Genomic DNA, 18,847 nt, shown 5'->3' with positions numbered 1-18,847 from the left:
GCACCAGCAGTAATCACTACCTCCCCACAACAATCTCTGACCCATTTTTCTTTACATAAAAAACCAGGTCTTACTATGGATACGAAAAAACTACTGAAGCACGTGCCCTGGGCCATACTCGGGATCCTCGGCGCTTTCTGTCTGGCGGTCGTCGCACTACGCCGGGGCGAGCACATCAGCGCCCTGTGGATCGTGGTCGCCTCTGTCTCCGTCTACCTTGTGGCGTATCGCTACTACAGTCTGTACATCGCGCAGAAGGTCATGAAGCTTGACCCGACGCGCGCCACACCGGCGGTCATTAACAATGACGGCCTGAACTACGTGCCAACCAACCGCTACGTGCTGTTCGGCCACCACTTTGCCGCTATCGCAGGCGCTGGCCCGCTGGTCGGCCCGGTGCTGGCCGCGCAGATGGGCTACCTGCCGGGTACCCTGTGGCTGCTGGCGGGCGTGGTGCTGGCGGGGGCGGTCCAGGACTTTATGGTGCTGTTTATCTCCTCGCGCCGTAACGGCTCCTCGCTGGGTGAGATGATCAAAGAAGAGATGGGCCGCGTGCCGGGGACTATCGCCCTGTTCGGCTGCTTCCTGATCATGATCATCATCCTCGCGGTGCTGGCCCTGATCGTGGTGAAAGCGCTGGCGGAAAGCCCGTGGGGCGTGTTTACCGTTTGCTCCACCGTGCCGATTGCGCTGTTCATGGGGATCTACATGCGCTTCCTGCGCCCGGGTCGCGTGGGCGAAGTGTCGGTCATTGGTATCGTGCTGCTGGTCGCCTCCATTTACTTCGGCGGCGTGATTGCGCACGACCCGTACTGGGGCCCGGCGCTGACCTTCAAAGACACCACCATTACCTTCGTGCTGATCGGCTACGCGTTTGTCTCTGCCCTTCTGCCGGTATGGCTGATTCTGGCACCGCGTGACTACCTGGCGACCTTCCTGAAAATCGGCGTTATCGTCGGCCTGGCGATCGGTATTGTGATCATCAACCCAGAGCTGAAAATGCCTGCGGTGACGCAGTACGTCGACGGTACCGGTCCGCTGTGGAAAGGGGCGCTGTTCCCGTTCCTGTTCATTACCATTGCCTGTGGTGCGGTCTCCGGCTTCCACGCGCTGATCTCTTCCGGTACCACGCCGAAGCTGATGGCCAACGAAACCGACGCGCGCTTTATCGGTTATGGCGCAATGCTGATGGAGTCCTTCGTGGCGATCATGGCGCTGGTGGCAGCGTCCATCATCGAGCCGGGTCTGTACTTTGCGATGAACACCCCGCCAGCGGGCCTGGGCATTACCATGCCAAACCTGCATGAGATGGGCGGTGACAACGCGGCGCTGATCATGGCGCAGTTGAAAGACGCCAGCGCACACGCGGCGGCGACCGTCAGCTCCTGGGGCTTTGTGATTTCCCCTGAGCAGATCATGCAGACCGCGAAAGACATCGGCGAACCGTCCGTGCTGAACCGTGCAGGCGGCGCACCGACGCTGGCCGTGGGTATCGCACACGTGTTCCACAAAGTGCTGCCGTGGGCTGATATGGGCTTCTGGTACCACTTCGGTATTCTGTTCGAAGCGCTGTTCATCCTGACCGCGCTGGATGCGGGTACCCGTGCGGGCCGCTTTATGCTGCAAGACCTGCTGGGCAACTTCGTGCCGTTCCTGAAGAAAACCGACTCTCTGGCGGCGGGTATTCTGGGTACGGCGGGCTGCGTAGGCCTGTGGGGTTATCTGCTGTATCAGGGCGTTGTAGACCCGCTGGGCGGCGTGAAGAGCCTGTGGCCGCTGTTCGGTATCTCTAACCAGATGCTCGCAGCCGTCGCGCTGGTGCTCGGCACCGTGGTACTGGTGAAGATGAAACGCACCAAATACATCTGGGTCACCGTTGTGCCTGCCCTGTGGCTGCTGCTCTGCACCACCTGGGCGCTGGGTCTGAAGCTGTTCAGCACCAACCCGCAGCTGGAAGGCTTCTTCTTTATGGCGAACCAGTACAAAGAGAAGATTGCGGCGGGCGGCGGTGAGCTGACGGCGCAGCAGATCGCTAACATGAACCATATCGTCGTCAACAACTACACCAACGCAGGGCTGAGTATCCTGTTCCTGGTGGTGGTGTACAGCATCATCTTCTACGGCATCAAAACCTGGATGAAGGTGCGTAACGCCGACGGTCGTACGGATAAAGAAACCCCGTACGTGCCGGTTCCTGAAGGCGGCGTGAAGACCTCTTCACACCATTAATCCGCAATCCTCCCCCTCTCCCTTTGGGAGAGGGCTGGGGTGAGGGGAACACAAGCCCAGCGGACTCACATCGCCGGGCTTTTTCTTATCAGGACCCGTTATGTTTGGTAACTTAGGCGAAGCGAAAAAATACCTCGGTCAGGCGGCGAAAATGCTGATTGGCATTCCGGACTATGACAACTACGTTGAGCATATGAAGACCAACCATCCGGATAAGCCGTATATGACCTACACCGAGTTCTTCCGCGAGCGTCAGGAAGCGCGCTACGGCGGAAGCGGAGAAGGCGGCGTACGCTGCTGCTAAAGGAGAGACCATGACCCCGATTGCCGTCACCCTGCTGACCGGTTTTCTCGGCGCAGGCAAAACCACCCTGCTGCGCCACATCCTCAATGAACAGCACGGCTTCAAAATCGCCGTTATTGAAAACGAGTTCGGTGAGGTCTCGGTAGACGACCAGCTGATTGGCGATCGCGCCACGCAGATCAAAACCCTGACCAACGGCTGCATCTGCTGCACCCGCTCCAATGAATTAGAAGACGCCCTGCTCGACCTGCTCGACAGCCGCGATCGCGGGGAAATCGCCTTCGACCGCCTGGTGATTGAATGCACCGGCATGGCCGACCCCGGCCCGATTATTCAGACCTTTTTCTCCCACGATATCCTCTGCCAGCGCTACCTGCTGGACGGCGTGATTGCGCTGGTCGACGCGGTTCACGCGAACGAACAGATGAACCAGTTCACCATCGCCCAGTCGCAGATTGGCTACGCCGACCGCATTCTGCTGACCAAAACCGACGTGGCGGGTGAGAGCGAAAAACTGCGCGAGCGCCTGGCCCGCATCAACGCCCGCGCGCCGATTTACACCGTGACGCACGGCGATATCGACCTCTCACAGCTGTTCAACACCAACGGCTTTATGCTGGAAGAGAAAGTCACCTCAGCGCCGCGTTTCCACTTTATCGCCGACAAGCAGAACGACGTGTCGTCGATTGTGGTGGAGCTGGACTACCCGGTGGATATCAGCGAAGTCTCCCGCGTGATGGAAAACCTGCTGCTGTCGTTTGCCGACAGGCTGCTGCGCTACAAAGGGATGCTGTGGATCGACGGCGAGCCTAACCGCCTGCTGTTCCAGGGCGTACAGCGTCTGTACAGCGCCGACTGGGACAGACCCTGGGGCGATGAGCCGCCGCACAGCGTGATGGTGTTTATCGGCCTGGAGCTGCCGGAAGAAGAGATCCGGGCGGCGTTTGCAGGGCTGCGTAAATAACAGCGTATCCCGTTAACCCACCCGCTCGGAAAAGGGTTAACGGGAATGTCTTTTCTACTCAGGCTGGGTATAAATTAAGCGCTAAAATGTAAAAATACGTATTTAAACATTACAATAGAAATACTTTTGGAAATTATTAGAACCATAATTAATGCGCTTAAAATCAATATCCTCGCCCCGTTCAGCGTACGTTTAGCGAAAAAACTAAACTCAGTATAAACACAAAAGCATTACCCATTGACCTCGCCACCTTCCAACCTGGCGATAACTTTCCCAAGCATAATCATTAACAATATCAGCATAAAAACGCGAACTACCTCACATTTGCAGTCATAAACATCGCTTGTTAAGGTGCCCTCAGATTAATTTGATGACGAGGACATACTTATGAAAAAGCTTAACGTGCTTATCCTTTCCGCACTGACCGCCGTTTCCGGCTCCGCGCTGGCGATGGGCGGCAGCATCGAGCAGGGCAAAAACTTCACTAACCTGAACGTGGAGATGGGCAAATCGACTTCCGGCCTGTACACCGAGGGTAACTGGCTCAAAAACACCGATGACGGCACCCAGACCGGTGGCGTAGGCGCAGGTTACAACCTGGAAGTGGGCCCGGTGATGCTCAATGCAGGCGCAAAAGCGATCTACATCGGCCCGAAAAAAGGCGATAACGGCGTGGCCTTCCCAATCGGTGGCGGCGTAAACGTGGCCCTGACCGACAGCATTCACGTGTTCGGCGAAGGGTACGTTGCACCAGACGGCCTGAACAACAGCGTGAAAAACTACGTTGAAGCTAACGGCGGCGTAAGCTGGACCCCGATTAAACCTGTGACGCTGAAAGTGGGCTACCGCCACGTGAGCGTTGACGGTAAAGACGGTCGTCCAAACCACACCCTGATTGACGGTGCATACGTGGGCGGCGGAGTAAGCTTCTGATGAAATCTCGCATCGCCGCGCTTTGTATTTTGAGTATCACCGTACTCCTTTCAGGATGCGTACAGTACAAATGGGTTAAGCCGGGCGTCAGTGATACTGAGATGAATAAAAAGCTCACGGAGTGCGAGGCGCAGGCGCTGATCGACCTGCCGCCGGATAACGTGGTGACAGGTTCAAGCTCGGAAAAAACGGACAAATCGAAAAAGAAAAAGGATATTTCCACGAGCTACACGGTTGAGGACGCCAACGAAGACCGAAGAGATACCCTCGTTGACAGCTGCATGTTCAAAAGCGGCTGGGACAAAATCGAAGTACAATAATCAAAAAAAACCTGCCGTACGGCAGGTTTTTTATTGGGCTGCGGTTACTTGCGCACTACCACCAGCTTCTGGTTCACAAACTCTTTGATCCCCAGATCCGACAGCTCGCGGCCGTAGCCGGAGCGCTTCACCCCACCGAACGGCAGCTCGGCGGCGGTATCGGTGAGCCAGTTGATGTACACCATCCCGGTCTCGATGCGGGACGCCATTTTCTTCGCCCGCTCGATATCCTGGCTGAACACCGCCCCGCCAAGACCGTAGTGGGAGTCGTTCGCCAGGGCGACCGCCTCGTCATCGCTTTTCACCACGTAAATCTGCGCCACCGGACCGAAGAACTCTTCGAAATAAGCCGGGTTGTCGCGCGAAATATTCGTCAGGATCGTCGGCTCGAAGAAGCTGCCGTCGCGCTGCACGGGCTTGCCGCCGTAGTGCAGCGTCGCGCCATTTTTCACCGCCTCGTCGACCTGCTTAGTCAGGGTTTCAAGCGCGTCTTTCGAGGACAGCGGCCCCAGCGTGGTGCTTTCGTCCAGCGGATCGCCAATTTTCACCTGCTTAAAGGCCTCGGTGAATTTGCTCAGGAACGCGTCGGCAATTTTTTCGTGCAGGATAAACCGCTTTGCGGCCGTACAGACCTGCCCGGCGTTCGCCAGACGGGCGTTGACGCCAATCTTCACCGCTTTCTCCAGATCCGCGTCGTCGAGCACCACAAACACGTCGTTACCGCCCAGTTCGAGGGTCGATTTTTTGATGTGCTTCGCGGCCTGCGCCGCCACCGCGCTGCCCGCTTTTTCGGAACCGGTTAGCGCCGCACCCTGCACGCGATCGTCGGCGATGATGTTCGCCACCTGATCGGACGAGATAAACAGGTTAGTCCACGCCCCTTCCGGCGCGCCCGCTTCACGTACCAGATGGGCGAAGGTCTCGGCGCAGTGCGGCACGATGCTGGCGTGTTTCGCAATCACCGGGTTACCCGCCGCCAGGTTAGGGGCCAGCACGCGCATCAGCTGATAGTACGGGAAGTTCCACGGCTCCACCGCCATCAGCACGCCGATGGGATGATGCTCAACCCACGCGTCACCGAAGTCGGTTTTGTACTCTACCGGGGCGAGGAACTGATTCGCGTTGTCGGCATAGTAGCGGGCGATCTGCGCGCAGAGCTTCACCTCTGCACGGCTCTGTTCGATGAGCTTACCCATCTCCTGGCTGGCGATTTTCGCCAGATCCTCCACCCGCTCGTCGATAAGATCGGCAAGCTTATGCAGCACAGGCAAACGCTGTTCAATATCGCCCTTCGCCCAGTCGGAATGGTAGAGCGCGTCGGCCGCCTTCAGCGCCGCTTCGATGTCCGCATCAGTGTGGGAGGGATATTCTTTAATGAGCTGGTTGGTGGCAGGATTTACTGTCTGGTAAGCCATATCGAATCTCCTTTAATTACCGCTTAGGGTATTAAGCGTAGTCAATACGACTGGCTATGGGCGTAAAGTTGGGTATATCCGGAGGTTTCCGAAACGCAATATTCCCCCGTCTGCGGAATAGGCGATTTGTTCCGTTCCATACGGTCAGCGCCGCCACCAGCTGATAAACATGTGACGAGGAGAGGTTGCCGTTTCTGAAGCAGCATTCCAGAATTGAGGCGGCAACATCTTCCCCCTTTGCACTTTCCCCGCGCTTCCCTCTATCCTTAACCTATGGAAAAACTTGCTGAACTCAAACGCGCCAAGCTTCTGGCGCTGTCTCTGCTGCTGATTGCCGTGGCGACATTTATCACTACCCTCTTCCTGCCGCAAACCTTCTGGGTGCGCGGCGTAAAGGCCATTGCCGAGGCGGCCATGGTCGGCGCGCTGGCGGACTGGTTTGCGGTGGTCGCGCTGTTTCGTCGGGTGCCAATTCCGTTTATCTCACGGCATACGGCGATTATTCCGCGCAATAAGGACAGGATCGGCGACAATCTCGGCCAGTTCGTGCAGGAGAAGTTTCTTGATACCCAGTCGCTGGTGGCGCTGATCCGCCGCTATGAACCGGCGCAGATGATTGGCACCTGGTTTAGCCAGCCGGATAACGCGCAGCGCGTCGGGCAGCATCTGATTCAGGTTATGAGCGGTTTCCTGGAGCTGACCGACGACGGGCGTATTCAGCGCCTGCTCAAGCGGGCGGTGCATAAGGCCATCGACAAGGTCGATTTCACCGAAACCAGCGCGGTGATGCTGGAGAGCATGACCAAAAACAACCGCCATCAGGTGCTGCTGGACGCCATCATTACCCGCCTGATAACGCTAATTCAGCGCGACAGCTCGCGGGAATTTATCGCCGCACAGGTGGTTCACTGGTTCGAAACTGAACATCCGCGCAAGGCGATGCTGCTGCCGACCGAATGGCTGGGCGACCAGAGCGCGGAGATGATCTCCAACGCGGTTAACGCTCTGCTGGACGATATCAGCCACGACCGGACGCACCAGATCCGTCAGGCGTTCGACAGGGCGACGCTGAAGCTTATCGATAACCTGAAAAATGACCCGGAGATGGCGGCCAAAGCCGAAAACATCAAGCACTACCTGAAAAACGATGAAGCCTTTAACCGCTATCTTGGGGAAATGTGGGCCGACCTGCGCCAGTGGCTGAAGGCCGACATGCAAAGCGAGGATTCCCGCGTCAGGCAGCGCATCGCCAACGCCGGGCTGTGGTTTGGCGAAACGCTGACCGCCGACGCCAGCCTTCAGGCCTCGCTTAACGAGCATCTTGAGCAGGCGGCGCATCGCGTGGCGCCGGACTTCGCCGCGTTCCTCACCCGCCACATCAGCGACACGGTGAAAAGCTGGGATGCGAAAGACATGTCGCGCCAGATTGAGCTGAACATCGGCAAAGATTTACAGTTTATCCGCGTCAACGGCACGCTGGTGGGCGGGACGATTGGCCTGATCCTGTTTCTGCTCTCCCAACTGCCCGCCCTGCTGGCGCATTAATCCCCTTCAGGTGGCGCGACGATGTAACGCGTCGGGGCAAAACAGTTAAGGATCCGGTGGACCAGGAACACCAGCGTCAGCGTCGCCACCAGCGCAAAGGTGACCGAGGTGATGCGATAGAGATCGCTAAACACCAGGTCGCTGTCCGGGTGCATGTTTTGCCCGAACATAATGCCGATGGTGGTGATGCTGGCAAACCCCACGCCCGCCCCCACCTTTTCCATTACGTGCAGCCGCGCGCCAAACGCCAGCCCGAGGCCGATCAGCGGCATCATCAGCAGCATGTGGCTGCTGTGATCGTAGAGAATCAATTGCACGATAAGGATGTACAGACAGCCCAGCACCACGCCGACAACGCGCCAGATGGAGCTCATCACCGACCCGCGATAGTGCATCGGGAAGAGGATTAGGATGCCCGCCATTAGCGCCGACAGGGAGTCGCTGAGATCGCTTATCTGGAACACCACAAAAATCAGGGTCGCCACGGTGCCGGAGAGCAGCGATTCGTGGCGCACCCGGGCGTCGTCTTTCTCAATCAGCGGCGGCGGCCTGCGCGGTTCGACGTCCGGCAGCAGGTAGTTCATCAGCGCGCTCAGGCAGACCGCCATCACGCTCGCTTCGATGTTGGAGAACAGCAGCGTGTGCCAGCTGGTCGTGGGGTAGCTCATAAAGTTGAGCATCACGCTCTGGCACACCACGCCCATCGAGCCGAACAGGAACAGCGGCCCTTTGCTCATAAAGCGAAAACGCATCACGTACAGCGCGAAGACCACCAGCGTCATGATCAGCGGCCACTGGGATAAATAGCCGATGATCAGCACCATTTCGACGCAGTTCAGCGACGCGCTGAAGATAAACTGTTTGGCAACGTGGCGGTTAAAGACCGGCACCAGCGACAGGAGCATGATCGGATAGACCACAAAAAAGACGCCGTAGCTGGTGTTGTAAAAGCTCGACACGCTGAGCGCAATCATCCCCGCGAAGACGATGCGCAGGGTCTGGCGAAAGTCGTTCGCGGTATAGACGATGTTGCCGTGCGGGGTGAAGACCCGCGCCAGAGTGCTAATAGACATAGTGAAGCAGACTGACCAGGTGGATCTGCATCCCTGAGAAGAAGCGTGCGAACGGCCCTTCGCTGTTATACAGCTGCACGGTGGCGCGCGCGCCCGTCGGCAGATGCTTCGGCAGCACCTCGTCCAGCGTCACGTGAATACGCATACGCTGCGCGTCACGCACCCAGCGGTTAGAGGTTTCCGGCTGCGAAAGTTCGCCGTTAACAGCTTCCTGCCCCGCCAGAATACCCGCATCGCTGCTGGCGACGTGCGCCCGGAACACCCGTCCGGGGAAGGCGTCAAACACCACCGCCGCGTCCGTTCCCTGATGGGTATGACGCAGGCTTTTTTCACGGAAATCGGCCACGATATCGGTCTGGTTGTTCACCAGCGCCAGCGAAGCAGAGCCGGACGACGCGTAAAAGCCGGGGCTGAGTTGCAGGTTGCTCACCGTCCCGTCCGCTTCGGCGTATACCTTCGTCCAGCCGAGGTTCAGCTCCGCCTCGTCCAGCGCGTTGCGGTATTTTTGCAGCGTGACGTTGCGATGCTCATCCCGCTCCCCGCGCTGAATGCGCAGGTTGCGGATATTGGCGTTGAGCGAGCTCACCGACTGCTCGCTGCTCTGCCAGGTGGTGCGCACCTTATCCAGATCCGACTGCGAGACATTTTGCAGGGTACTAAGTTTCTGATAGCGCTCGAAGGTCACTTTGTCGTTGCGGGCGGTCAGCACCGCCGTTTTGAGGCTGGCCTGCGCCGCCGCGATTTGCGCGTCCAGCTGATCGTTAGACAGGCGCGCCTGTTGCAGGGCGATTTGCGCCGCCTCGACCTTGTTACGAAACGGCGTATCGTCCAGCTCGAAGAGTAAATCGCCCTTCTTCACCTGGCTGTTGTTGTGGACATGTACCGCCGCCACGTAACCGGACACCCGCGCGGAAACCGGCGTCACCACGCGCATCACGGTGGAGTCCGGCGTCAGCGGGATCCAGATATCTGCGACGATAAAATAGACAAACATCAGCAGGAAAGAGGCAATACTCACCCTTACCCAGCGGGCAAATTTTTGTTCAGGAGTCATGGTTTATTCAGTCTTGTTATCTTCTTCGCGGATTGTCCGCAAATTGCAGGCGATTTGATTCAACGTGTCGCTAAAAATCGCGATATGTTCAGGCGGTATATTGTGCGATACCCGCGTCTGAAAGGTCTCGATGACCCGCGTGAGGGTGTTGAGTATGGCTTTGCCCTCAGGCGTGAGCGTTAACAGCCGGATGCGCTTGTCGTAAGGCGATGTGGTGCGCAGCAGATAGCCCTGCTTTTCCAGCTGTGTCAGCGTGCGCATCAGCGGCGGCAGCTCAATACCCTGCACCTCCGCCAGCTCGCTTACCGAGACGTTATCCCCCAGCTGCTGAAGCTGCATCATCACCGTCCAGCTCGACTGGGTTAACCCGGTATCGATGATGGCGTCATCAATCACCGCGCGCCACTGGCGCACGATCATCGCCATCCGCATACCCATCGGTCTGCGGCAGAACAGATCGTCTTCACTCATAGGGGAACCCTCTTATAACACCAAAGCAGGGTAATAGTTATCAGGGTAAGTATCAAGAAACGAGAGGCGAAAGAGCAGGAATTGCGAAAGGCGTTCCCCCTCACCCTAACCCTCTCCCACAGGGAGAGGGGATTGTTCCGTGCCCTTCTCCCTCTCCCTGTGTGCTGAAAAATCTCCGGTAATTTTTTCTCATAAAGCGATGAGAATAATTTTATATAGATAAATATGTTACAGCGACGTCCTGGTCCGGCTGTAAATCGCCGAAGCGTTTCCGTAATGCCGGGGCGAGGCGCATGGACGCGCCGAGAGGGCATAGCCTGCATGGATGCAGGCTGGTGCCCGACCCGATAGCATGAAGGAATAAGCTGAGGGCCACCGCGAAGCGGCGATTTTCTTGCCGGGAGCCCGGGTTGCCAGGGGGGCGGCGGTGAGCCCCATGGCACGTTCACAAGTCGTGTGGTGACAGAGAAGCAAGTAACCTAAGGTGAACGGAATGACCACCAGAGCCGTATGTTCCCCCTCACCCTAACCCTCTCCCACAGGGAGAGGGAATTGTTCCGTGCCCTTCTCCCTCTCCCTGTGGGAGAGGGCCGGGGTGAGGGCATCAAACCGCAGCGGAAAAATATCTGGCAATGGCCTCCTTCCCTGAAGCCGTCACCACCACCTCTCTGTACCCCTCTACCCGCTTAATCCACCCTTTATTTTCCAGATGTATCAGCAGCGCCGCGCCGGCCTCACCGCCCAGATGAAACCGCCGCTCGCTCCAGTCGAGGCAGGCGCAGCAGGCCTTGCGGCGGGGATGAGCACGTAACGGGATGCTGAGTTTGAGGAACTGCTCCCGGCCATACGGCGTCAGCGCAGAACCGTCTGCCTCAAGCCAGCCTTCGGCCTGCATAAAGTCATAGATCTGCACCGCGACCCTGCCCGCCAGATGGTCATAGCAGGTGCGCGCCTCGCGCATGGACGGGGGAGCCGTTGTCTCCGGCGGCGCTACCCGGCTCCACGACAGCCCCATTATCTGCTCGACAAGCTCTGCCACCTCGTGCCCGGCCAGACGGTAATAGCGATGCCTTCCCTGCGAGAGACAGCCGATCAGCCTGCCCTCCACCAGCCGGGCGAGATGCCCGCTGGCGGTGGAAGGAGCGACATCCGCCACCGCGCTCAGCTCGGTGGCGGTCCACGCCCGCCCGTCCATCAGCGCGCAGAGCATTTTCACCCGCGACGGATCGGCCATCGCCGCGGCTATTGCGGCCACGGCCTGCTCCAGCGCGGCATGGTTATCGGGGGTGGTGCGGGTATTTAACATGTGCAGCCCAGGGTTCAGTGATCTCGGCAGCCAGCTTATCATTATCGGTCAGCAGAATAAGGTGATTCGCGTGGTCGCTGTATTGGGTAAGAACAGACACGCCCGCAGCGGCCAGCGCGGCGGCAATTTCCCCCAGCTCGCCAGGGCGCTCCTGCCTGAGTTTTCTGACGAGCGGCTTACGTACGGCCTGCACGTTAAAGCCGCCATCCGTCAGCACCTGCCGGGCCTTCTCGCCCTCTTCAACCAGAAAATGCGCCGCCTGGCCAAACACGCCACCGCCCTCCAGCCCCACGCCATGTTGCCCAAGAAGTTGTCCAAAGCGCGCCAGTTCGCCGGGAAGATCGTTAAAAATCACATGAACGTCATACATCGGCACGCCCTCCGGTTTCAGAAGCATATTCCCTCACTACCTGCGCCACGCGAATGCGGTAACAGGCAAAAATCGACTCCCGCCCCTCGGCCTGCGCGGCCTGGTGAAACAGGTTCTGCTTCCAGCGACGAATAGCCTCTTCGTCCCGCCACCAGGAGAGCGACAGGATTTTGCCGTCAGTGGTCAGGCTCTGAAAACGTTCAATATCAATAAAGCCGTCGATGTCCGCCAGCAGCGGTTTCAGCTCGGCGGCCAGTTGCAGATAGCGCGCCTGATGCGCGGGCTCGGCGTTGGCTTCGAAAATGACTGCGATCATGGGTGTCTCTCCGTTGTGAGGGTGAGGAGAGAATGCAGGAGGGAAAAGCTCAATGCTTCGGCAAACAGCGAAGCGTTGTGCCGGATGGCGCTGCGCTTATCCGGCCTACGGTTTTTGTAGGCCCGGTAAACGCAGCGCCACCGGGCTCATCCGCGAGCGCGGTATTACGCCAGATTAGCCTTATTCAGGCCGTAGGCCACGTCGAGCGAGCCGGGCTCCATGCGGGAGGTGATCCCCAGACGGTTCCAGGCGTTGATGGCGACAATCGCGAAGTTCAGCTCTGAAATCTCTACGTCCGAGAAATGTTCCGCCACGCTGCGATACAGCGCGTCGCTCACGCCGTGAACGCCGATTTGGGTCAGCGCTTCGGTGAAGGCCAGCGCCGCTTTTTCGCGGGCGCTGAACAGCTGTGATTCACGCCACGCCGCCAGGTGGTACAGGCGCAGCTCGCGCTCGCCCGCAATTTTGGCCTCTTTCGAGTGCATATCCAGACAGAAGGTACAGCCGTTCAGCTGGGACACGCGGATGTCGATGAGGTGTTTCAGGGCCGGATCGAGAGAGGTTTTTGCCACCTCCATGCTCAGGTCGGACAGCGCTTTAGCGAGGGCAGGTGTAGCTTTATGGTGGTTAACGCGAGTGCTCATTGTCTTTCCTCTTTTGGGTTCGGCATACGAAATGCGATGAGGCAAATCTACGCCGTTCATGACATAGTAAAAAGATACAAAAAGCGTAAAACGAGGTAGGACATGAAGCCGGGCTATCACGATATCTATACCCGCTATCGCGACAATATTACGCGCGGCGTGCTGAAGCCCGGCGACAAAGTGCCTGCCATCCGGGTGCTGGCGGAGGAGCTTAAGGTCGCGCGCAAAACGGTGGAGACCGCCTACGCCATTCTGACGGGCGAAGGGTATCTGGTGAGCCAGGGGGCGCGGGGAACGCGGGTGAATCCCGATTTATCGCTGCCCGCCGTTAAGCCGCCCGCGGATGAACGGGTCACCGGCACGCTGCCGGCCTCGCTCATCAGCCAGCGTGAACGCGCCGGGTATTTGCGCCCGGGCATTCCGGCGCTCGACGGTTTTCCCTACAAAAAATGGCTCCTGCTCGCCGGTCAGGCAACGCGTTCAATGCGTCAGGAGGAGATGCTTAACCCGCCGGTTCTGGGCTGGTATCCGCTGCGTCAGGCCATCGCCCGCTACCTGAATATCTCGCGCGGTTTGTCCTGTAGCGCCGAACAGGTGCTGATCACCAGCGGCTACAGCGGCAGCCTGCGCCTGATCCTCGACACCCTCGCCAGCCGCAGCGACAAAGTGGTGTTTGAAGATCCGGGCTATTTTATGGGCCAGCAGCTGCTCAAGCGGATCGTCCCGCGCCTGCATACCGTCCCGGTCGATCGTGCCGGGTTTGATACGGACTATCTGCTGCGTAACCACCACGACGCCCGCTTTGCCATCGTCACCCCGTCGCACCAGAGCCCGCTGGCGGTCACGCTCTCGCTGCCGCGCAAGCAGCAGCTGCTCGACTGGGCGACGCAAAACGAGGCGTGGATCGTTGAGGATGATTACGACGGCGAGTTTCATTACACCCGCAAGGTGCTGCCGTCGCTGAAAAGCCTCGATCGGCACGATCGGGTGATTTTTATGGGCACCTTCAGCAAAACCATCATGCCGTCGCTGCGTCTGGGCTACGTGGTGATGCCCGCCAGCACCGTGGAGGCGTTTACCGACTGCGCGGATATCACCACCAGCGGCCAGCCGGTGCTGACGCAGAAGATCCTCACCCGCTTTCTCGACGAGGGCCATTTCTTCCGCCATCTCAAGAAGATGCGCGCGCTGTACCAGCGCCGCCGCGACTGGATGATTGCCGCCCTGCGGGAGGTGTACGGCGATCTGTTTTTCACCGAGCAGAACGACGGCGGGATGCATATCGTGGCGTTTCTCACCAAAGGCAGCCGTGACCGCGAGGTCGCGCAGTGCTGGCAGCAGCAGGAGTTGCAGGTGAACGCCCTGTCCGAGTGGTATCGCGGGTCGGGCAAGCGCTACGGGCTGGTGATGGGCTATAACAACGTGCGGACCTATCAGGAGGCGCTGGATCTGCTGGAAAGACCGAAGCGGCAGACGCTTGCGCTTTTGAGCTGAAAGTCGCCCGGTGGCGCTGCGCTTACCGGGCCTACGGGATCGAGCAGGCCCGGTAAGGCTGGCTTACACATCATTCCGCGACAACCCCACATCCTTGAGCTGCTCGTCGCTCATCTGACTCAGAATGCGGCGGGTGCGGTTGATGCGATACCAGCTGCGTAGCGTTTTCGCGATCCAGACAAACGCAATAAACGGACGTTTCGAACGATTTTCGTGAAATTCCATGATGCTCTCCTCACTGTGCCAGTGGGGTTATCATCGTGGAAATCGCCCTGTGCAATACAGACGCAAAAACAACTTTTGTTTAACATACAGATCCGCTACAACAGGATCTGAATGCCGATTTTTACCGCCATCTGTACTGGTTTTACGATCTGTATGGTGCAAACAGAGGATACAGCATGACGCGCTACCAACATCTGGCCAATATTCTGGCGGAACGTATTGAACAGGGGCTGTACCGCAGCGGCGAGCGTTTGCCGTCGGTGCGCGCGCTGAGCCAGGAGCACGGCGTGAGCATCAGCACCATACAGCAGGCCTACCACATCCTTGAAAACCTCAACCTGATCGTCCCGCAGCCTCGCTCCGGCTATTTTGTCTCCCGACGCAAGGCCCAGCCGCCGGTGCCGGAGATGACGCGCCCGGTGCAGCGCCCCGTCGACGTGACCCAGTGGGATGAGGTGATGATGCTGCTCGACGCGCGCGCCGACAAAGAGATGATCTCCTTCGGCGGCGGCTCGCCCAATCTCGACCAGCCCAGCCTGAAGCCCCTGTGGCGGGAGATGAGCCGCATCGCCCAGCACAATACCGGGGATATGCTCGGCTACGACGTATTGGACGGGCGGCTTGAGCTGCGCGAGCAGATCGCGCGCCTGATGCTGGACGGCGGATCGACGGTGACGCCCGGCGAGATCGTGATCACCAACGGCTGCCACGGCGCGCTGTCGATTGCACTGCTGTCGATCTGCAAGCCGGGGGATATCGTGGCGGTGGAATCGCCGTCGTTTCACGGCACCATGCAGATGCTGCGCGGGTTTGATATCAAGGCGATTGAGATCCCCACCGATCCGCAGACCGGGATCAGCGTGGAGGCCCTAGAGCTGGCGCTGGAGCAGTGGCCGATCAAGGCGGTGATCCTGGTGCCGAACTGCAATAATCCGCTCGGGTTTATCATGCCGGAGGCGCGCAAGAAGCAGGTGCTGGCCCTGGCCCAGCGCCACGATATCGTCATCGTTGAGGATGATATTTACGGCGAGCTGGCCACAGAATATCCTCGCCCGCGCACCATTCACTCCTTTGATATCGACGGTCGCGTGATCTTATGCAGCTCGTTTACCAAGACCGTCGCGCCGGGGCTGCGCGTGGGCTGGATCGTGCCGGGGCGCTATTACGACCGGGTGATGCACATGAAATACGCCGCGGGCGGGTTTAACGTGCCGGGCACGCAGATGGCGGTGGCCGCGTTTATCCGCGACGGTCATTACCATCGCCACGTGCGCAAGATGCGCCAGATTTATCAGCAGAATATGGAAACCTACACCTGCTGGGTGCGGCAGTTTTTCCCGACGGAGATTTGCGTGACGCGCCCGCAGGGGAGCTTCCTGCTGTGGGTGGAGCTGCCGGAAAGCGTGGACATGGTGTGCGTCAGCAAACAGCTGTGCCGTCTGAAAATTCAGGCGGCGGCCGGGTCGCTGTTTTCGGCCTCCGGGAAGTACCGCAACTGCCTGCGCATCAACGTCGCGCTGCCCCCGACGGATAAAAACCGCGAGGCGCTGAAGAAGATGGGCGAGGCTATTATGATTGCGATGGAGGAGTAGTGCGGCCTGATGCCCTCACCCCAACCCTCTCCCACAGGGAGAGGGAGCCCCAGTAATTTTACTCTTAAAGCGATGAGAATAATTTCATATAGATAAATGCGTTACAGCGACGCCAGTGTCCGGCTGAAAATCGCCGAAGCGTTTCCTGTAGGCCGGGGCGAGGCGCAGGGATGCGCCGAGAGGGCGCGCTTTGCAGGGACGCTGCATCGCGCCCGACCCGAAAGCCGAAAGGAATAAGCTGAGGGTACCGCGAAGCGGCGATTTTCTTGCCGGGAGCCAGGGTCGCCAGGGCGATGGCGACTGAGTCGCCCTGGCACGTTCACAGGTATTGCGGCAACAGAGAAGCAACAAACGTGAGGTGAACGGAATGACCACCAGAGCCGTATGTTCCCCTCACCCCAACCCTCTCCCACAGGGAGAGGGGGAAAACACATCGGGCAAATCCAACGACTTAAAACGTCCAGGACACGCTGCCCACGATGCTGCGTTCTGCACCGAAGTAGCAGTATGACAGCGAGTTACAGGCCGCCACGTAGCGCTTGTCGGTCAGGTTATTGACGTTAAGCTGCGCGCTCACCCCCTTCAGCCCCACGTTCGTCAGGTCATAGCCCACCACCATATCCACCAGCGTATACGACGGCAGCGTGTGGGTGTTCTGACGGTCGCTGGTCACGCCGTTCACGTAACGCACGCCTGACCCCAGCAGCAGGCCGTCCAGCGGGCCGGATTTGACGTCGTAGCTCAGCCAGGCGCTGGCCATGTTGCGCGGGGCATACACGGCGCGCTTGCCCTCCTCTTCCGGGCTGCTCTTCTTGTAGCGGATGTCCGTGTAGGTATACGCCGCCTGGACCCGCAGGCTGTCGGTCAGCTGCCCGATGGCCTCCAGCTCTACGCCCTCAGATTCGATTTCACCGATGGAACGATACGGATCGGTCGGCTCCTCTTTGGTGGCGATATTTTTCTGATTGATGCGGAACACAGAGGCGCTGAACTGGCTGTTCATCCCTTCCGGCTCGTACTTCACCCCCGCTTCCCACTGTTTGCCCTTCATCGGATCGAGGATATTGCCCTGCTCGTCGGCGAAGCTGGTCGGGGTAAAGGCGGTGGAGTAGCTGACGTACGGCGCGACGCCGTTATCAAACAGGTACATCAGCGCCGCGCGGCTGCTGAAGTTGTTCTTATCCAGATCGCTGCGGGTATTGTTCAGCTTGTCGACGTTCGACACGCTCACCTGGTCATAACGCCCGCCCAGCGTCAGGCGCCAGCGGTCAAGCGACATCTGGTCCTGCACGTAATAGCCCGTCTGGCGCAGCTTGTGCTTTTCCTGGCTGTACATGGTGATGTAGTCAGGCTTCGCGCCGTACACCGGATGGAACGCGTCGATTGGCGGGAAGCCGCCGTAGTACCCGGTGGTATTGTTGCTGCGATCCTGATAGTCCATGCCGATCAGCACGCGGTGGTTCACCGCCCAGGTATCAAAGCTGCCGTCGACCTGGTTATCCAGCGTCACCGCGTCCATCTTCTCATCCGAGCCGGAATAGCCGCGGTTAAGCTCGGTCTCGTTGAGCCAGCCCGCCGCATAGACCTGATTCAGCTCCACTTTGGTGTGCAGATAGCGCAGCTTCTGGCGCACCGACCAGCCGTTATCAAACAGATGCTCAATGTTGTAGCCGACCATGTTCTCGCGGCGATCGTACTTGTCGTAGTCATCTTCGCCTTCGAAGAAGGTATTGGCGATCTTCTTGCCGTAGTGCGGATCGACCGTGCCGTCATACGGCAGCCCCGAGTGGCTGCCGCCTTCCGGATCCCGGTGCAGATAGGCCATCAGATCCAGGCGGGTGTTATCGGTGATGCGCCAGGTGAGGCTCGGCATCAGCGCGTAACGCTCCTCTTTCAGCGGATCGAACTGGGAGTCGGCGTAGCGGGTCATGCCGCTTAAGCGCACCGCCACGCGATCGCTATCATCCAGCGGGCCGGTCACGTCGAACATCGCGCCGCGCTGATCGTTATTCCCCGCGAACAGCTTGATCTCGCCGCCCGGATCGAATGACGGCTTGCGTGAGGTTAGCGCGACGATGCCGCCCGGCGAGGAACGCCCATACAGCACCGAGGCCGGGCCGCGCACCACTTCGATATTTTCCAGGAACCACGGATCGACCACCAGCGAGCTGTGCGAGTTGGTGTCACCCATCATCTTCAGGCCGTCGAGATACACGTTATCCAGGCTGCCGTCCGAGAAGCCGCGCAGCACCATGTAATCGAAGCGGTTCGATGCGCCAATCTGGTTGCTGTAAACCCCCGGCGTATAGCTTACCGCCTGGCGCACGCTGGTTGCGCCCTGCTCTTCGAACTGCTCGCGGGTGACGATAGAGACCGCCTGCGGGGTTTCGATATCCGGCGTTTCCAGCTTGGTGGCGCCACTCTGCATCTGCGACGTGACCACCACGGTTTCAGTTTTTTGGGCATCCTGCGCCAGCAAAGGAAAAGCGACGCTACCGGTAATCCATCCCACCAGCAGTGCCAGACGCGACTTAACAAACATGACCATCTCCAAAGGTATTTCTTATTGTTAATAAGAATTATTACCCTTTT

General features: G+C 58.9%; 18 protein-coding genes. 8 read left to right on the top strand and 10 right to left on the bottom strand.

Annotated elements, in window-relative coordinates; genetic code table 11:
- The first annotated feature begins 75 nt into the window (after positions 1 to 75).
- The 5 genes from ACSVHP_RS03295 (at position 76) to ACSVHP_RS03275 (ending at position 4,750) form a co-directional block, all read left to right on the top strand.
- Positions 76 to 2,229, top strand: a complete 2,154-nt coding sequence (locus ACSVHP_RS03295) for a carbon starvation CstA family protein (RefSeq protein WP_417316097.1) — start codon at positions 76 to 78, stop codon at positions 2,227 to 2,229.
- 100 nt (positions 2,230 to 2,329) lie between these two features.
- Entirely contained in the window at positions 2,330 to 2,533 is a 204-nt protein-coding gene (locus ACSVHP_RS03290; protein WP_003856610.1) for a YbdD/YjiX family protein, read from the top strand.
- Positions 2,534 to 2,543: 10 nt separating this feature from the next.
- Positions 2,544 to 3,497: a GTPase gene (gene yjiA / locus ACSVHP_RS03285; RefSeq protein WP_417316098.1), complete on the top strand. Its 954-nt coding sequence runs from the start codon at positions 2,544 to 2,546 to the stop codon at positions 3,495 to 3,497.
- Positions 3,498 to 3,884: 387 nt separating this feature from the next.
- Positions 3,885 to 4,430: a YfaZ family outer membrane protein gene (locus ACSVHP_RS03280; protein ID WP_234673796.1), complete on the top strand. Its 546-nt coding sequence runs from the start codon at positions 3,885 to 3,887 to the stop codon at positions 4,428 to 4,430.
- Positions 4,430 to 4,750 carry a hypothetical protein gene (locus ACSVHP_RS03275; protein ID WP_234673795.1) on the top strand — a complete coding sequence of 107 codons (321 nt, stop codon included), beginning with the start codon at positions 4,430 to 4,432 and terminating at the stop codon, positions 4,748 to 4,750. Before ACSVHP_RS03280 ends, ACSVHP_RS03275 begins: the two co-directional genes overlap by 1 nt.
- A gap of 44 nt (positions 4,751 to 4,794) precedes the next feature.
- Here ACSVHP_RS03275 and ACSVHP_RS03270 read toward each other — a convergent pair whose 3' ends face one another.
- A complete protein-coding gene (locus ACSVHP_RS03270; RefSeq protein WP_447550979.1) occupies positions 4,795 to 6,165 on the bottom strand; it encodes an NAD-dependent succinate-semialdehyde dehydrogenase in 1,371 nt (456 codons plus the stop codon).
- 273 nt (positions 6,166 to 6,438) lie between these two features.
- On the opposite strand from ACSVHP_RS03270, the gene ACSVHP_RS03265 reads away from it, so the two are divergent.
- Positions 6,439 to 7,710: a DUF445 domain-containing protein gene (locus ACSVHP_RS03265; protein WP_447550978.1), complete on the top strand. Its 1,272-nt coding sequence runs from the start codon at positions 6,439 to 6,441 to the stop codon at positions 7,708 to 7,710.
- Here the strand turns inward: ACSVHP_RS03265 and ACSVHP_RS03260 are convergent.
- The 7 genes from ACSVHP_RS03260 to ACSVHP_RS03230 all read right to left on the bottom strand — a co-directional run bounded on the left by ACSVHP_RS03260 (position 7,707) and on the right by ACSVHP_RS03230 (position 12,944).
- The gene (locus tag ACSVHP_RS03260) at positions 7,707 to 8,783 is read right to left on the bottom strand and encodes a DUF2955 domain-containing protein (RefSeq protein ID WP_447550977.1); all 1,077 of its coding nucleotides are present in this window, start codon (positions 8,781 to 8,783) and stop codon (positions 7,707 to 7,709) included. The genes ACSVHP_RS03265 and ACSVHP_RS03260 overlap by 4 nt on opposite strands.
- Positions 8,773 to 9,837: an HlyD family secretion protein gene (locus ACSVHP_RS03255; protein WP_447550975.1), complete on the bottom strand. Its 1,065-nt coding sequence runs from the start codon at positions 9,835 to 9,837 to the stop codon at positions 8,773 to 8,775. The genes ACSVHP_RS03260 and ACSVHP_RS03255 overlap by 11 nt, the downstream gene beginning before the upstream one ends.
- Positions 9,838 to 9,840: 3 nt before the next feature.
- Entirely contained in the window at positions 9,841 to 10,308 is a 468-nt protein-coding gene (locus ACSVHP_RS03250) for a MarR family winged helix-turn-helix transcriptional regulator (RefSeq protein ID WP_234673790.1), read from the bottom strand.
- Between the two features lie 604 nt (positions 10,309 to 10,912).
- Positions 10,913 to 11,614 (bottom strand): ArsR/SmtB family transcription factor, encoded by a 702-nt coding sequence (locus ACSVHP_RS03245; protein ID WP_447550973.1) that lies wholly within the window; start codon positions 11,612 to 11,614, stop codon positions 10,913 to 10,915.
- Positions 11,586 to 11,984: an amino acid-binding protein gene (locus ACSVHP_RS03240; RefSeq protein ID WP_447551069.1), complete on the bottom strand. Its 399-nt coding sequence runs from the start codon at positions 11,982 to 11,984 to the stop codon at positions 11,586 to 11,588. Before ACSVHP_RS03240 ends, ACSVHP_RS03245 begins: the two co-directional genes overlap by 29 nt.
- Positions 11,977 to 12,300 carry an antibiotic biosynthesis monooxygenase family protein gene (locus tag ACSVHP_RS03235; protein ID WP_234673788.1) on the bottom strand — a complete coding sequence of 108 codons (324 nt, stop codon included), beginning with the start codon at positions 12,298 to 12,300 and terminating at the stop codon, positions 11,977 to 11,979. Before ACSVHP_RS03235 ends, ACSVHP_RS03240 begins: the two co-directional genes overlap by 8 nt.
- 164 nt (positions 12,301 to 12,464) lie before the next feature.
- A complete protein-coding gene (locus ACSVHP_RS03230) occupies positions 12,465 to 12,944 on the bottom strand; it encodes a carboxymuconolactone decarboxylase family protein (RefSeq protein ID WP_234673785.1) in 480 nt (159 codons plus the stop codon).
- 102 nt (positions 12,945 to 13,046) lie between these two features.
- On the opposite strand from ACSVHP_RS03230, the gene pdxR reads away from it, so the two are divergent.
- Positions 13,047 to 14,438, top strand: coding sequence for a MocR-like pyridoxine biosynthesis transcription factor PdxR (pdxR, locus tag ACSVHP_RS03225; protein WP_447550971.1), 1,392 nt, complete (start codon positions 13,047 to 13,049; stop codon positions 14,436 to 14,438).
- 63 nt (positions 14,439 to 14,501) lie between these two features.
- Here the strand turns inward: pdxR and ACSVHP_RS03220 are convergent, their stop codons facing one another.
- Positions 14,502 to 14,663 carry a DUF1127 domain-containing protein gene (locus ACSVHP_RS03220; protein WP_447550969.1) on the bottom strand — a complete coding sequence of 54 codons (162 nt, stop codon included), beginning with the start codon at positions 14,661 to 14,663 and terminating at the stop codon, positions 14,502 to 14,504.
- Positions 14,664 to 14,839: 176 nt separating this feature from the next.
- On the opposite strand from ACSVHP_RS03220, the gene ACSVHP_RS03215 reads away from it, so the two are divergent.
- A complete protein-coding gene (locus tag ACSVHP_RS03215; protein WP_447550968.1) occupies positions 14,840 to 16,255 on the top strand; it encodes an aminotransferase-like domain-containing protein in 1,416 nt (471 codons plus the stop codon).
- A gap of 451 nt (positions 16,256 to 16,706) precedes the next feature.
- Here the strand turns inward: ACSVHP_RS03215 and foxA are convergent, their stop codons facing one another.
- A complete protein-coding gene (gene foxA, locus ACSVHP_RS03210) occupies positions 16,707 to 18,815 on the bottom strand; it encodes a ferrioxamine B receptor FoxA (protein ID WP_447551068.1) in 2,109 nt (702 codons plus the stop codon).
- Positions 18,816 to 18,847 lie beyond the last annotated feature (32 nt).

Source organism: Enterobacter sp. 186315 (assembly GCF_053290175.1).
The sequence above is the reverse complement of the archived record's forward strand: the minus strand, read 5'-3'. Positions and strand labels throughout refer to the sequence as shown.

Coding starts and splice junctions, on each gene's coding strand:
- ACSVHP_RS03265 (WP_447550978.1), top strand. CDS start 6,439: ATGGAAAAACTTGCTGAACTCAAACGCGCCAAGCTTCTGGCGCTGTCT.
- ACSVHP_RS03260 (WP_447550977.1), bottom strand. CDS start 8,783: ATGTCTATTAGCACTCTGGCGCGGGTCTTCACCCCGCACGGCAACATC.
- ACSVHP_RS03220 (WP_447550969.1), bottom strand. CDS start 14,663: ATGGAATTTCACGAAAATCGTTCGAAACGTCCGTTTATTGCGTTTGTC.
- ACSVHP_RS03255 (WP_447550975.1), bottom strand. CDS start 9,837: ATGACTCCTGAACAAAAATTTGCCCGCTGGGTAAGGGTGAGTATTGCC.
- ACSVHP_RS03270 (WP_447550979.1), bottom strand. CDS start 6,165: ATGGCTTACCAGACAGTAAATCCTGCCACCAACCAGCTCATTAAAGAA.
- ACSVHP_RS03245 (WP_447550973.1), bottom strand. CDS start 11,614: ATGTTAAATACCCGCACCACCCCCGATAACCATGCCGCGCTGGAGCAG.
- ACSVHP_RS03275 (WP_234673795.1), top strand. CDS start 4,430: ATGAAATCTCGCATCGCCGCGCTTTGTATTTTGAGTATCACCGTACTC.
- ACSVHP_RS03215 (WP_447550968.1), top strand. CDS start 14,840: ATGACGCGCTACCAACATCTGGCCAATATTCTGGCGGAACGTATTGAA.
- pdxR (WP_447550971.1), top strand. CDS start 13,047: ATGAAGCCGGGCTATCACGATATCTATACCCGCTATCGCGACAATATT.
- ACSVHP_RS03250 (WP_234673790.1), bottom strand. CDS start 10,308: ATGAGTGAAGACGATCTGTTCTGCCGCAGACCGATGGGTATGCGGATG.
- yjiA (WP_417316098.1), top strand. CDS start 2,544: ATGACCCCGATTGCCGTCACCCTGCTGACCGGTTTTCTCGGCGCAGGC.
- ACSVHP_RS03240 (WP_447551069.1), bottom strand. CDS start 11,984: ATGTATGACGTTCATGTGATTTTTAACGATCTTCCCGGCGAACTGGCG.
- ACSVHP_RS03230 (WP_234673785.1), bottom strand. CDS start 12,944: ATGAGCACTCGCGTTAACCACCATAAAGCTACACCTGCCCTCGCTAAA.
- ACSVHP_RS03235 (WP_234673788.1), bottom strand. CDS start 12,300: ATGATCGCAGTCATTTTCGAAGCCAACGCCGAGCCCGCGCATCAGGCG.
- ACSVHP_RS03280 (WP_234673796.1), top strand. CDS start 3,885: ATGAAAAAGCTTAACGTGCTTATCCTTTCCGCACTGACCGCCGTTTCC.
- ACSVHP_RS03290 (WP_003856610.1), top strand. CDS start 2,330: ATGTTTGGTAACTTAGGCGAAGCGAAAAAATACCTCGGTCAGGCGGCG.
- ACSVHP_RS03295 (WP_417316097.1), top strand. CDS start 76: ATGGATACGAAAAAACTACTGAAGCACGTGCCCTGGGCCATACTCGGG.